At 32.9% G+C, this 13,120-nt stretch carries 12 protein-coding genes; 10 read left to right on the top strand and 2 right to left on the bottom strand.

Features of this window, described 5'->3' with window-relative positions; genetic code table 11:
• Positions 1 to 30 precede the first annotated feature (30 nt).
• Both EQM05_RS13640 and EQM05_RS13635 read left to right on the top strand, forming a co-directional pair.
• Entirely contained in the window at positions 31 to 906 is an 876-nt protein-coding gene (locus EQM05_RS13640) for a DMT family transporter (RefSeq protein ID WP_128750537.1), read from the top strand.
• Between the two features lie 121 nt (positions 907 to 1,027).
• Positions 1,028 to 1,585 (top strand): biotin transporter BioY, encoded by a 558-nt coding sequence (locus EQM05_RS13635; RefSeq protein WP_128750536.1) that lies wholly within the window; start codon positions 1,028 to 1,030, stop codon positions 1,583 to 1,585.
• Positions 1,586 to 1,625: 40 nt separating this feature from the next.
• On the opposite strand, the gene EQM05_RS13630 is transcribed toward EQM05_RS13635, so the two are convergent.
• The gene (locus tag EQM05_RS13630) at positions 1,626 to 2,612 is read right to left on the bottom strand and encodes a biotin--[acetyl-CoA-carboxylase] ligase (RefSeq protein WP_128750535.1); all 987 of its coding nucleotides are present in this window, start codon (positions 2,610 to 2,612) and stop codon (positions 1,626 to 1,628) included.
• Between the two features lie 202 nt (positions 2,613 to 2,814).
• Between EQM05_RS13630 and citG the strand changes: the two genes are divergently transcribed.
• From citG to EQM05_RS16055, 3 genes are all read left to right on the top strand, one after another.
• Entirely contained in the window at positions 2,815 to 3,693 is an 879-nt protein-coding gene (gene citG / locus EQM05_RS13625) for a triphosphoribosyl-dephospho-CoA synthase CitG (RefSeq protein WP_128750534.1), read from the top strand.
• Positions 3,694 to 3,770: 77 nt separating this feature from the next.
• Complete coding sequence (locus EQM05_RS13620) at positions 3,771 to 6,491, top strand: sigma-54-dependent transcriptional regulator (RefSeq protein ID WP_164917306.1); 2,721 nt, start codon at positions 3,771 to 3,773, stop codon at positions 6,489 to 6,491.
• A 365-nt stretch (positions 6,492 to 6,856) separates the two neighbouring features.
• The gene (locus tag EQM05_RS16055) at positions 6,857 to 6,979 is read left to right on the top strand and encodes a PTS lactose/cellobiose transporter subunit IIA (protein WP_205694142.1); all 123 of its coding nucleotides are present in this window, start codon (positions 6,857 to 6,859) and stop codon (positions 6,977 to 6,979) included.
• 106 nt (positions 6,980 to 7,085) lie between these two features.
• On the opposite strand, the gene EQM05_RS13615 is transcribed toward EQM05_RS16055, so the two are convergent.
• On the bottom strand, positions 7,086 to 8,360 hold the full coding sequence (locus tag EQM05_RS13615; RefSeq protein ID WP_128748367.1) for an IS110 family transposase: 1,275 nt from the start codon (positions 8,358 to 8,360) through the stop codon (positions 7,086 to 7,088).
• 427 nt (positions 8,361 to 8,787) lie between these two features.
• Here EQM05_RS13615 and EQM05_RS13610 point away from each other — a divergent pair, with 427 nt between their 5' ends.
• The 5 genes from EQM05_RS13610 (at position 8,788) to celB (ending at position 12,830) form a co-directional block, all read left to right on the top strand.
• On the top strand, positions 8,788 to 9,036 hold the full coding sequence (locus EQM05_RS13610; RefSeq protein WP_128750532.1) for a PTS lactose/cellobiose transporter subunit IIA: 249 nt from the start codon (positions 8,788 to 8,790) through the stop codon (positions 9,034 to 9,036).
• Between the two features lie 15 nt (positions 9,037 to 9,051).
• Positions 9,052 to 9,582, top strand: a complete 531-nt coding sequence (locus EQM05_RS13605; protein ID WP_128750531.1) for a glycine/betaine/sarcosine/D-proline family reductase selenoprotein B — start codon at positions 9,052 to 9,054, stop codon at positions 9,580 to 9,582.
• A 35-nt stretch (positions 9,583 to 9,617) separates the two neighbouring features.
• Positions 9,618 to 11,039, top strand: coding sequence for a 6-phospho-beta-glucosidase (locus EQM05_RS13600; RefSeq protein ID WP_128750530.1), 1,422 nt, complete (start codon positions 9,618 to 9,620; stop codon positions 11,037 to 11,039).
• Positions 11,040 to 11,135: 96 nt separating this feature from the next.
• A complete protein-coding gene (locus EQM05_RS13595) occupies positions 11,136 to 11,462 on the top strand; it encodes a PTS sugar transporter subunit IIB (RefSeq protein ID WP_128750529.1) in 327 nt (108 codons plus the stop codon).
• 24 nt (positions 11,463 to 11,486) lie between these two features.
• On the top strand, positions 11,487 to 12,830 hold the full coding sequence (gene celB, locus EQM05_RS13590; protein WP_128750528.1) for a PTS cellobiose transporter subunit IIC: 1,344 nt from the start codon (positions 11,487 to 11,489) through the stop codon (positions 12,828 to 12,830).
• The last annotated feature ends 290 nt before the right edge of the window (positions 12,831 to 13,120 follow it).

Here is a 13,120-nt window from a genome sequence, read left to right as displayed (position 1 = left end):
AAAATAATCAAATTATAAGAGAGGGCTATTATGAATAAACAAAAGCAGGCTGACCTTATGCTGTTTATTGTTACTTTATTTTGGGGAGCATCATATCTGTTAATAAAAATTTCTCTTGATTATATGGGGGAAATAAATTTAGTTGCCTTAAGATTTTCTATTGGATTTATTTTATCATTTATTATATTTTATAAAAGAATACTAAAGGTGGATTTCAAAACAGTTAAGTATGCCATGATTTTATCATCAATATTATTTGTGGATTATATAATTTTAAATTATGGAATCAAGTATTCTTCTATAACCAATGCTGGATTTATAAATAGTCTTACAGTAATTTTCATACCAGTGCTGTCAGCTGTGTTTCTTAAGCAGAAACCTGAGAAACAGGTTATGTTAGGTATTTTTTTGTGCACTATTGGAATAGGACTGTTAACTATAAATGGCAGATTTCAGATGGGATTTGGAGATCTTATGTGTATGCTGAATGCTGTGCTTTATGCTGCTCACATAATCATCACAGGAAAACTAACTAAGGGAGCAGACTCAGTAAGCCTTGGAGTTTTGCAGCTAGGCTTTGTAGGGCTTTACAGTACAATATTTAGTTTCATTTTTGAAACACCCACATTGCCGCCAAATTTCAAGTGTTGGATTTCTGTAATTGTATTGAGTATATTCTGTACTGCATTTGCTTTTGTTGTACAAACTACATCACAGCAATATACCAGTGCATCACATACTGGGCTTATATTTACTTTAGAGCCTGTATTTTCTGCAGTTATTGCTTTCTTTTTTGCAGGAGAGGTCCTCACCGTGAGAGGATATTTTGGAGCTGTCATCTTATTAGCAGGTGTTCTGCTTGGAGAAGTGGATTTAAAAAGTTTATTTAATAACATATCAAATTAATAAAGAACATATTGTCAACCAACTTAAATATTTTGGTTGACAATTTCATATCCATATTGTAAACTTACATTATATTTAGAGTTGACAATAAATATAAATTTACATAATGGAGGAAACAAGAGTGAAAATAAACACAAGGCAAATGATCTTAACAGGATTATTTGCAGCATTAACAGCTGTAGGAGCATTTATTCAAATTCCAATAGGAACAGTGCCAATTACTCTTCAGCTTTTATTTACTATATTAGCAGGAATAATGCTTGGTTCAAAACTAGGAGCTTTATCACAGCTTGTATATGTTGCAATAGGACTTTTTGGAGTGCCTGTTTTTGCTGGGGGGACAGGAGGATTTTCTTCAGTCCTTAATCCGAGCTTTGGATATGTCATAGGCTTTATTTTGTGTGCATATGTTGTTGGTAAATTAACTGAAGGAAACAAAAAACCTGGTTTTGCTGGATTATTATTAGCTTCATTTATTGGTGTAATGGTAGTTTATCTAATTGGAGTTCCATATTTATATTTAATAGTAAAAAATTTAATGGGTAAAGATATGACATTTGCTGCAGCACTAAAAACAGGATTTTTTATTTTTATTCCTGGTGATTTATTGAAATGCGCTGCAGCATCAGCACTTGGTGTGAAAGTAGTCCCTGCAGTTCAAAAATCAGCAGCTTATTAATTGAAAAAGGAGTCCTGTTAAATGGCAGAGCTCCTTTATGTTATATATAGTTTCCATTACTTCTTATGGAAACCTCACCAGAAATTAAATTTTCCCTGGCACCATTCTCGTATTCTATTACTAATCTTCCTTCCTCATCAATGTCTAACACTTTAGCTTTTATGTTTTTACCATGATTCACAACAAATATATTTTTGCCAATTACAGCGGAATTATCTCTGCAGATATCAATAGATGCTTTTATATCATTATCATCTACAAATTTATTATATAAAATTTCAAAGTTGTTTAAAATTTTACCTACTAACTCCTGACGGTTAATCTTTGATTTTGTTTCTATTTTTAAGGAACTTGCTATTTGTTTTATATCTTCAGGGAAATCACCTTCATCAATGTTAACATTAACACCTATACCTACTATTACATAATTAATTCTAGTTAGTTCGGCGCTCATTTCTGTTAAAATCCCGCATACTTTTTTATGATTTACTACAATATCATTAGGCCATTTAACACAGGCTTTTAGTCCCAGTTCTTCAGTGGCATTAACAACTGCAGCTGCAGCAGTCTGGGTTAATTTAGACGCATCAATGGGGCTTAAGTCCGGATTCAGTATTATTGACATCCATATACCCTTATATTTAGGTGATACCCAGCTTCTGCCAAGCCTTCCTCTTCCAGAAATTTGCTCCTCAGAAATTACAATACTGCCATGGCTTTTATCTGCATCTGCCAGTTCTTTTGCTTTAGTATTTGTTGAACCAATGGAATCAAAGTGAAATATATTTCTTCCAATTATTTTTGTATTTAAATAAGGTTCTATTTCATCAAAAGTTAGAATGTCGGGAGAGGAAATAAATCTATAGCCTTTTTTTGACACTGACTCTATTTCATAACCATCCTCTTTTAACTGGTTTATATACTTCCATATTGATGTTCGGGTAACCCCCAGTTTATTGCTTATATCCTGACCAGATATAAAGCTGAATTTATTTTCCTTTAGAAAATTTAAAATTTCTCTTTTCAAGTTAGCCACATCCTTACTTTGATTAAAATCTATATAATGCTTTGCCAATATTTTAGTTATAACATGATTATACAGAAAAGTACAATAGCACATAATGGTTAGCTATTTGCCTATTACATTATTAATATTATAATTAAAGTGAAAATATAAATTGAAGAGCAGATTTGTTATACAAATAAGCAGGATTTTAGGAGGTAAACTTTTGAAAACCAAAGAGGAATACGCACATTTTATTGCCTCATTAGCTCAAAGAGCAATTTTATATGAGGTAAGTACTACACCTAAGCCGGGATTGGTGGATCGCTGGAACACAGGAGCTCATAATGATATGGACTTTTTTACATTTATGGCAAGCAGCTCTGCATTGTATAAAGGATTATATGATTGTGTATCAGAAGGTTATTCCTTTACGGGAGATGATGAAACAAAGCTTCTTTCAAAAATAAGGGAGCCGGGGATCCATTGTGAAAAGTCCATGTTTCAAGCTACCAGTGGGGTTAATACTCATAAGGGTATAATCTTCTCAATGGGAATTCTCTGTGCAGCAGTTGGGAAACTGTATAAACAAAATGGGCTTAATTATATGATGGCTGAAATGATTTTAAATGAAGTAAAAAACATTTGCAAAGGGCTAACCGAAAGAGATCTTAAAGGAGTTGCAAAAAAAGAAAAACTTACCCATGGGGAAAGCATATATAAAAAGTATGGTTATAAAGGCATTCGGGGAGAGGTAGAAAGCGGATTTAATACAGTACTGACAAACGCAGTACCTGTACTTAGAATGTGGAAAGAAAATAAAAACTTTTCTTTGAATAATCTTTTTTTACAAATATTATTGAAGCTAATGTCAGAAAGCCAAGATACAAATGTGATAATAAGAGGAGGAGTAGAAAACTATTCCTATATTAAAGCAATTTCAAAGGAATTTATTAAATCAGGAGGCATGAATCAGCCTGATGCAGTAGTAAAACTAAATAATATGAATTTGGAATTTGTAAAAAGAAATATAAGTCCAGGGGGCACTGCTGATTTGCTGGCAGTTGCAATTTTTCTTGGAATCATGGAAGGAATAATTAAATAACATAACTTGTCAAGAGTCTATGCCCCAGATATAATGGGATTATAATTAATATCTGGGGATGATGTATACTTATGGGCATGAATAAAAAGGAATTAGTATTAGAATTTATAAAGAATGAAATAAAAGCCGGTAAAAAAGGGACATGCGCAGAAGAAATTTCTGAAGAACTTAATATGCAAAGAAGTAATGCCAGTGCAATTTTAAATGATTTATACAAGAGCGGAGTACTTCTTAAGATAAAAGGAAAACCTGTTCGTTATACTTTAAACGTTATTAAAAAATGCGATGAAGTTTCTCAAGAGGAAAAAAATAATTTTGATTTGCTTATAGGTAGTGATAAAAGTCTTAAGAAGTGCATTCAGCAGGCAAAAGCTGCAATACTTTATCCTCCTAATGGGCTTCATACCCTTATAGTAGGTCCAAGTGGAGTGGGAAAATCTATGTTTGCTGAGCTAATGTATAAGTTTGCCATTGAAAATAATGTATTTGATACTAACGCACCCTTTGAAGTTTTTAACTGTGCAGATTATGCAAATAACCCGCAGCTGCTGCTTACTCATATGTTTGGATGTAAAAAAGGTGCTTTTACAGGAGCAGATAAAGACAGAAAAGGAATAGTTGCTAAGGCTGATGGAGGGGTACTTTTTCTTGATGAGATTCACAGACTTCCACCTGAAGGACAGGAAATGCTTTTCTATTTAATTGATAAGGGATTATACACTCCTTTGGGGGATGATACCAGGAAGAAAAGTGAACTTCTTATAATATGTGCCACTACAGAGAATATAGATGCTTCACTATTGACTACTTTTACAAGAAGAATACCTATGAGTATAAAAATACCAGCTTTAGCCGAAAGAAGCCTTGACGAAAGGTTCGGACTTATTTGTGAATTTTTTAAAGTAGAAGCATCTAGAATAAAAAAGAAGATTACGGTTTCTACTAATACAATCAGGCAGTTACTTTTGTATGATTGTCCGGGAAATGTAGGACAACTTAAAAGTGATATACAGCTTGGATGCGCTAATGCTTTTTTGAATTCAATTTCAAAAGGTCTTAAATATGTTGAAGTTCATTGTACTGATTTCACTCCTTGTGTAAACCAGGGGCTTATAATATATAAAAATTATTCTAAAGATATAGATAAAATAATATCAGAAGGTGAGATAATTTGTTTTACTTCAAGTGGACAGGAAAATTATGTGCCGGAAGGAGACTATTCTTTACCTGAAAATTTCTACGAGTTAATAGAAAGGAGGATACAGGAACTTAAGCAGAGAGGTACCAGCGATAATGATTTAAAGCTCATAATGGGGCTTGATATAGAAAATTATTTTAAGCATTTTATTAGAAATTTTGGAAATGGAATCAATAAAGAGGAATTATCCAAAATAGTAGATAAAAATATAATATCCATAGTAGAAAATTTTTTAAAAATGGCATCACATAAGCTTCAGAGGATATTTCCTGATAAGGTATTTTACGGGCTGTGCTTACATGTAGATTCAAGTATAAAAAGGCTTAGAAACAATAAAAAAATTGTTAATTATAACTTGAAGAATATTAAAGAAAATAATAAAGAAGAATTTGCACTTTCAAAAGAATTAGTTACTATACTAGAGAAAACTTACAATATTAATGCTTCTGAAGATGAAATAGGGTATATATCAATGTTTTTATCTGTGGATGAAACTGGATGTAAATGTGTAGAAGACAGGCCCATAGTTGTCATAGCAATGCATGGAAGATCTACAGCTTCTTCCATGGCTGAAGTAGTTAATACTTTAGTCAGGGGCAATAATGTTTATGCATATGATATGAATCTTAATAAAAAGTCAGAAGCAGCATATGAGGAGTTAAAAAGCATTATAGTAAAAAATCACAAGGGGCATGGAGTAATCTTACTTTCTGATATGGGCTCACTTGGCATTTATGGAGAGCTTATAAGTAAGAATACAGGTATAGATATAAAAGTAATAGATATGGTTTCTACTCCAATTGCCATTGAATGTTCAAGAAAAGCAGTAATAGAACCAGATATTAACACAATATATGAGGATATTAAAAATGAGATGTCCTGCTATTCACCCTATACACTTAAAGTCTCAGACAAATTTATACCTGAAAAAGATAATATAATAATAACTATGTGCACAACAGGAGAGGGAAGCGCGCTGAAACTCAAAAATTATATCGAAGAAAAAGTATGCATTAATAATAGTAATGTGCAGGTATTTCCTATAGCATCTAATAATAAGCAGCATATGTATAACATTATAAATAATCTGTCTAAAGAAAAAAATATACTTGCCATAGTTGGTACTATGAATCCAGACATATATGGGATTCCATATATATCAACATATGAGGTATTTACGGATAAAGATTGCAGTAAGATAAAAGGAATATTGGAAAATAGTAAAATAATGTTTAATATGAATGAAACACTTGAGTATAATTCATTTATAGAAGCCTTAAAGAATGATATTACTAATATAGATTTAGATGAATTTCAAGAGTTATATAGAGAATTTGTAGATAATATACAGATGAAAATAGCAAAAAATTTAGATTTTAATTCTAAGATAGGACTTATGGTACATATGGCCTGCTGTATAAGTAAACTTGTTATGGGTGAGAATACTCCTAGCTGTTATGCAAAAGATACGCTAATACAAAAGTATACACAGGAATTTAAAGTAATAAAAAGCAGCCTTGAAAAAATTGAAAAAGCTTTTAATATAAACTTTAGTAATGATGAAATATGTTTTATTTTAAAAAATATAATGATGATTTGAAAAACTACATATAAATATTTAAATTTTGTATAGCCAGGCGAGTTGGTTAATCTAATAAAGGGTATTCTGGATTAACCAATTCACTTGGTTTATTTTTTAACTATTTTAACAAAAGTGTATAAAAAGTGTATAAGTATTTGCACTATATACAATAAGTGTATAACAACTGTATAAATGTATATGATTCTATATTTAAGAAGTGTATAACAACTGTATAAATATATATGCTTATGGTAATTCAAACCCATCTGTTTTGCGTATATCTGCTTATTGAAAACGGTTTGGCATGATTATTGCTAAATATAATATTGTTAAAATTAATACAATTAGTTACTAAATAAATTACTATAAATGGAGGAATTGCCATGGCAGAAGATACTAATAGTGAAATAAATGAAAAAACTATTTTTAAGATAATTAGTTTCTCAGGAGATGCAAAAAGTAATATATATGAAGCATTTGAATTAGTTACAAAAGCAATTTGGTAATATGTCAAGAACAAAATAAAAAGAAAATGAAATGATTCTTCAAAAAAAGGGTAACCCTAATAAACATACAGTCAAATCAGAATGTATGTTCGTGTGTCTTATATAATTAATCTACTCTATTTGAAGAGTAGAGTTGATTTTTAGCCAGCAATCCAAAAATCAAACGGATTAATTTACGAGAAGTTAGCGCGAGTGCTCGTTTATGCTGATGTGTAGTCACTTCAGCAAATTTCTTCTGGTAGAAAGCTTGATATTCAGGAACGTGTCTTATGACACTACCAGCGGCTTCTATCAGATAATAACGTAAATAACGGTTACCTGCTTTGTTCATTGGCGTATTTTCAGCCTTGAAATCACCAGATTGATTTTCTTTCCATACGATGCCAGCATATTTAGCAATAGCATCATTATTAGGGAATGCATGCACACTGCCTAATTCGGCAAGAATACCACTGGAATAAACAGGGCCAAAACCAGGGATTGACATGAGAATTTGATATTCCACAGGATTCATTCCCATAACCGCTTTCTCAATGGCTTTATTAATAGTACTCAGTTCTTTTTCAAAAGCCTGAATACAGTTAAAAGAGCATGCAATTGAAGTCGTTAATGGCTCATACAAACATTTATCAAGGCGATATGAATTACGAGCAGCTTGTTGAAGAATTTTAGCAGTCATCTGTGGATCAGAAATTCTCTTTCGACTCTTTGTATTGATGAATTCAACAAGTTCTTCTATGGAAGCATTTGCAATGTCTTCAGAAGATAAAAAATCCGTCAGGATAGAGGAAGCAGTGGCACCATATTTATTAGAAAAAGGATGTTCTTCACCATCTAACAAAGCAAATTCGCTAAACTTGAGAAATACATTTGATAGCATATATGTCTTCTCCCTGGTTAAGCATTCAACTATATGAAGCCTGTGTCTTGTAAGCCTTTGTAGGGCAAGGTATTGAGAACCACGCCAAGGCTCAGTATGAATCCTGCCGACTCTTGCAAAATCAGCAATAACAAAAGAGTCAATGCCATCATTTTTGTTAAGAGCATTAAAGGAATCTTTGTAGTTAGCAACTTCCTTAGGATTCAAACAGTAGACGTAGGGTTTATATGGCACAAGTTTTTCACTTGCAGATAAAAAATTAGCTATATGCACGCCATAAAATGAAGTAGACTCAAGACCAATAATAGTAACCTTAAATATATTATTTTCTAGTATCTTGACGAGCATGGATTCTAGTTGTTCTGCACCAGATTGTGTATTAGGAACAGGTTTCATTTTAATAAAAAATTCCTGTTCAAAGTTAATTGCAGAGACAACATTTTGTCTCGCACCAATATCGATACCAACAAATAGAGTTGATAAGTAATCTACTTTCTTCATGAAATCACCACCTTTCGAAAGTAATGAGGAAATTAGAAAAGGAATTATCCTAATCCAGAGTACTGACTGCAACCTCGCGTAATCAGCATTCAACCAAGCGAAATACCTTGCTGGTGGCTACGAATGGAGATGCAACATTTGTGTAAGCAGAATTTGATACTCTGGTCAGGCTGCAAGCTTTCTAGGCAATAACAATATGTTTTGCAGGAGAATACAGCAGTAACCTTCGCTAAAGTCCGTTAGGACTATTTTAGCATTAGGAAATTCCTTTATAAATAGTTAATGTAAGTTGTATAGATAGGAATGTAAAATAGATAGCAATAATGAATTGGGGGAATCCCCACAGAAAAACATAGATACTTTCTTATCTATACTAAAATATAAAAATAAATAAGTTTATAGCAGTCATTTAACTGACTATAAACTTATTATACGAGGAGAATATGAAGAAGCTGGAAAAGTGCTGGAAAAAGCAGATGAATCAATAATCGAAGCTCACAATGTACAAACCACTCTTATACAGAAAGAAGCACAGGGAGTTCATACTGAGTTAAGCCTTCTTATGGTTCATGCTCAGGATCAGCTTATGACTACTCTTTTAGCAAAGGATATGGTTAAAAACATGATATTTATGCAAAAAGAGATAAATGATCTAAAGAAAAAAACAAATAAATAGAGAGGAAGAAATTATATGATAAGAGTTGTTCAATTTCTAAATCAGGTACAGGCAGGTTTAGGCGAAGATGAAAGAATGGATATAAAGCCCCAGGCTCAAAACGGTGCAGTAGGTATGGGAATGCTTTTAAAGACTATGCTTATGAGAAATGGTGCTGATATTATTGGAACCATAGTATGTGGTGATAATTATTTTCTTCAAAATAAAGAAGAGGCAATTGAAGAGATATTAAAGATGATTGAAAAATTTAAGGCAGATGTAGTTGTATGTGGACCTGCACTAGATTATAAAAGATATGGAGAATGCTGTGGCTATCTTGTAGAGGCCATTGAAAATAAGCTTAATATTCCAGCATTTGCAGCTATGTCAAAGGAAAGTACAGGCACTGAACTTTTCAGAAAAAAAGTATATATTATAGAAACACCTAAAAGAGGAGGGACAGGCTTAAACAATTCACTTAGGAAAATTGCAGGCTTTGCTGTTAAATTGGCTGAAGGAAAAACCATAGGCAGTTCAAAAGAAGAAGGTTATTTTGCAAGGGAATAATGAGGATTTAATATGTACGCAGGAGGAAAATAATTATGAAAACCATATTTAAAAAAGATTTTTTATGGGGAGGAGCTGTAGCTGCCAACCAGTATGAAGGTGCCTGGAATGTTGATGGCAAAGGAATAAGCTCTGCTGACTGCATGACAGCAGGAGCGTTAAAAATACCCAGAGAATATACAGATGGAATAGTAGAAGGAAAATATTATCCTAACCATGAAGCTATTGATTTTTATCACAATTATAAAGATGATATTAAATTATTTGCAGACATGGGACTTAAATGTTTTAGAACTTCAATAAATTGGACACGTATTTTCCCAAATGGAGATGAAACAGAACCAAATGAAGCTGGATTAGAGTTCTATGACAGAGTTTTCGATGAGTGCCTGAAATATAAAATTGAACCTGTGATTACAATATCTCATAATGAAACCCCATATGGCCTTGTTAAAAAATATGGTTCCTGGAAAAATCGTAAAATGATAGACTTTTATTTGAGGTTTTGTGAAACTATTTTTACAAGATATAAAGATAAGGTAAAATACTGGATGACATTTAATGAAATCAACTGTATAGTAGCGGAACCAAATGTTTCTGCCGGAATGCGCATTTCAAAAGAAGAAAATAGAAATCAGATTATATTCCAGGCTGCTCATCATCAGCTTGTTGCAAGTGCAAAGGCAGTAGCTCTTGGACATAAAATAAATCCGGATTTTAAAATAGGAATGATGATGCTTTATCCCCAAACATATCCAGATACTTGTAATCCTGATGATGTTATTGCTGCTATGGAGAAAATGGACTTGCATTATATGTTTTCAGATGTGCAGGTACGTGGATATTATTCAAGAAAAGCAAAAAAGTATTTTGAAAAGAATAACATTTCTATCCAAATGGAACCAGATGATGAAAAAGTTCTTAGCTTGGGAAAAGTTGATTATATTGGATTCAGTTATTATATGAGTGCGGTTGCATCCAGCAACCCTGAACGCAAAAACATTGGAGAAGGGAACATAATTAGGGGACTCAAAAATCCATACCTGAAAGTCAGTGCATGGGGCTGGCAGATTGATCCTGTTGGACTTAGACTTGCACTTAATAACCTATATGACAGATATCAGATTCCTTTGTTTGTTGCAGAAAATGGTTTAGGAGCTGCAGATAAAATAGAAAGTGACGGAAGTATCAATGATGATTATCGTATTGATTACTTAAGGGCACATATTGAGCAGATGAGAAAGGCTGTAGATGAAGATGGTGTGGATGTTATAGGATATACACCATGGAGCTGTATTGACCTTGTAAGTCTGGGCACTGGAGAAATGAAAAAGAGATATGGTTTTATATATGTTGACAGGGACAATAATGGTAAAGGAAATTTAACAAGGATCAGAAAAAGGTCTTTTTACTGGTACAAGAAAGTCATTAGTACTAATGGAATGGATTTAGAGTAAGTAAGGAGCTGCTGCATCAGGGATAAATTGCATGCAAAATCTTCTAATGCAGCAATCTTCTATAAACTTATATATAAGAAAGAGGAGGTAATTTTTATGAAAAGGATAGCTTTATTTTGCTCGGCAGGAATGTCAACAAGTCTGCTTGTTACAAAAATGCAGAAAGCAGCTTCACAAAAGGGAATAGAAGTATCAATTGATGCTTTTCCTGAAGCTGAAATGAAAAAACATATTGATGGTGTAGATGCAGTACTTTTGGGACCACAAATAAGATATGCACTGCAAAGATCCAGAAAACTCTGCAGTGAAAAGGGAATTCCCGTTGACGTAATAAGTCCCACTGATTATGGAATGATGAATGGCGAAAAAGTACTTGCACAAGCATTAAAAATGATACAAGACAATGAAAACAAAGAAAAATAGATATTATTAAGGGGAGGGTTTAATATGGGTAAAAAGATGGACTCAATTGAAGAAAAGGTAATGCCCATAGCTGATAAGTTTGCCAATAATAGATTTTTACTTGCAATACGTGATGGCTTTGCTCTTGCTATGCCGCTGCTTATAATTGGAGCTATGTCATGCCTTATTGCTAATTTTCCAGTAAAAGGGTTCTTAGATTTCATGACAAGCGTATTTGGACCAGGCTGGAAGACATTTTTTGATATACCAAATCAGGTTACTATGTCATTAATGAGTATATTTGTTGTCATAGGTGTGTCAAAAAGTCTGGCTGAAAGCTATGAACTGGATGGTATAAATACCGCAATTATATCACTTGTTTCGTTTTTTATATTGACACCGTTTACTACTGATTTTATTCCTAAAGGAGCAAAAGCCGCAATTAAAGTTGACGGCATTATACCACTAGACTGGATGGGTGCAAAAGGACTGTTTGTTGGAATGATATCGGCTATTCTTGCAACAGAAATAGTTAGGTTCGTTGTTAAAAAAGGATGGGTAGTAAAAATGCCTGCAGGAGTTCCGCCTACAGTTTCAAAAGCATTTTCATCACTTATACCAGGTGCTATAACTATTGTGTTATTCGATGTAATAAGACTGATTTTCGCATTTACTCCTTTTGGAAATATACACAAACTAATATATACTTTGCTGCAGGTACCACTAACTTCGCTTGGTGCTACTTTTGGAGCTAATATGATTGCAAATTTCTTTGTTGGTTTCTTCTGGTCCTTTGGTATTCATGGTGCAGATATAGTGCAGTCTGTTATGAATCCAATATGGATTGCATTATCCGGAGAAAACCTTGCTGCATTCCAGGCAGGGAAAGTTGTTCCTCATATTATAACCCAGCAGTTTAACCAGATATATCTTTGGATAGGAGGTTCAGGTGCTACCTTAGCTTTGTGTGTTACAATGATGTTTTTCTGCAAATCGCAGCAATGTAAAAAGCTTGGAAAATTAGCAATACTTCCTGGGCTTTTCAACATAAATGAACCTATAATATTTGGACTGCCTATAGTGCTTAATCCAATAATGCTTATACCTTTTATATTAACACCAATGATTTTATGTATTGTATGTTATGCAGCTATGGCTACTGGGCTGGTTCCAAAACCTAATGGTGTATTGATTCCATGGACTACCCCCGTTATAATAGGCGGTTTCTTTATCTCAGGCATAAGAGGAGCAATTCTTCAGATTGTTGAATTGATAATTTCATTTTTCACTTATCTGCCTTTTATAAAAATTGTAGACAAACAATATTGTGATCAGGAAAAATCATATGAAACAGCAGATACTAAAGATGAGAATGCTGTTTTAAGCTGAAAAAATTATTGAAAATATCATTGGCTGCCATAATTTCTGGCAGCCAATTTTGCTTCATTATCTCCAAATTGCTCCACATATAATAATTATAAATATTATATATTTTTAATACAATGGAATCTTTAGCTTAAGTTACCTACAAATCAGAAGTTTAGCACCTAAAAAAGTTTTAGGGCGCAGCCCGCTGATTTATATTGATTTGCTAGTATTTAATAAAAACATTGTAAAATCCGATTTCTACTGGAAATTATAAAAAAAATTTGCATAATAAAAGCATCCTTTTTATAATA

Source organism: Clostridium sp. JN-9 (assembly GCF_004103695.1).
GTDB lineage: Bacteria > Bacillota > Clostridia > Clostridiales > Clostridiaceae > JN-9.
The sequence above is the reverse complement of the archived record's forward strand: the minus strand, read 5'-3'. Positions and strand labels throughout refer to the sequence as shown.

What these genes read in the sequence shown, in the direction of transcription:
- EQM05_RS16055 (WP_205694142.1), top strand. Translation starts at nt 6,857, where the DNA reads ATGGCAGAAGATACTAATAGTGAAATAAATGAAAAAACTATTTTTAAG.
- EQM05_RS13615 (WP_128748367.1), bottom strand. Translation starts at nt 8,360, where the DNA reads ATGAAGAAAGTAGATTACTTATCAACTCTATTTGTTGGTATCGATATT.
- EQM05_RS13600 (WP_128750530.1), top strand. Translation starts at nt 9,618, where the DNA reads ATGAAAACCATATTTAAAAAAGATTTTTTATGGGGAGGAGCTGTAGCT.
- EQM05_RS13605 (WP_128750531.1), top strand. Translation starts at nt 9,052, where the DNA reads ATGATAAGAGTTGTTCAATTTCTAAATCAGGTACAGGCAGGTTTAGGC.
- EQM05_RS13640 (WP_128750537.1), top strand. Translation starts at nt 31, where the DNA reads ATGAATAAACAAAAGCAGGCTGACCTTATGCTGTTTATTGTTACTTTA.
- celB (WP_128750528.1), top strand. Translation starts at nt 11,487, where the DNA reads ATGGGTAAAAAGATGGACTCAATTGAAGAAAAGGTAATGCCCATAGCT.
- EQM05_RS13595 (WP_128750529.1), top strand. Translation starts at nt 11,136, where the DNA reads ATGAAAAGGATAGCTTTATTTTGCTCGGCAGGAATGTCAACAAGTCTG.
- EQM05_RS13620 (WP_164917306.1), top strand. Translation starts at nt 3,771, where the DNA reads ATGAATAAAAAGGAATTAGTATTAGAATTTATAAAGAATGAAATAAAA.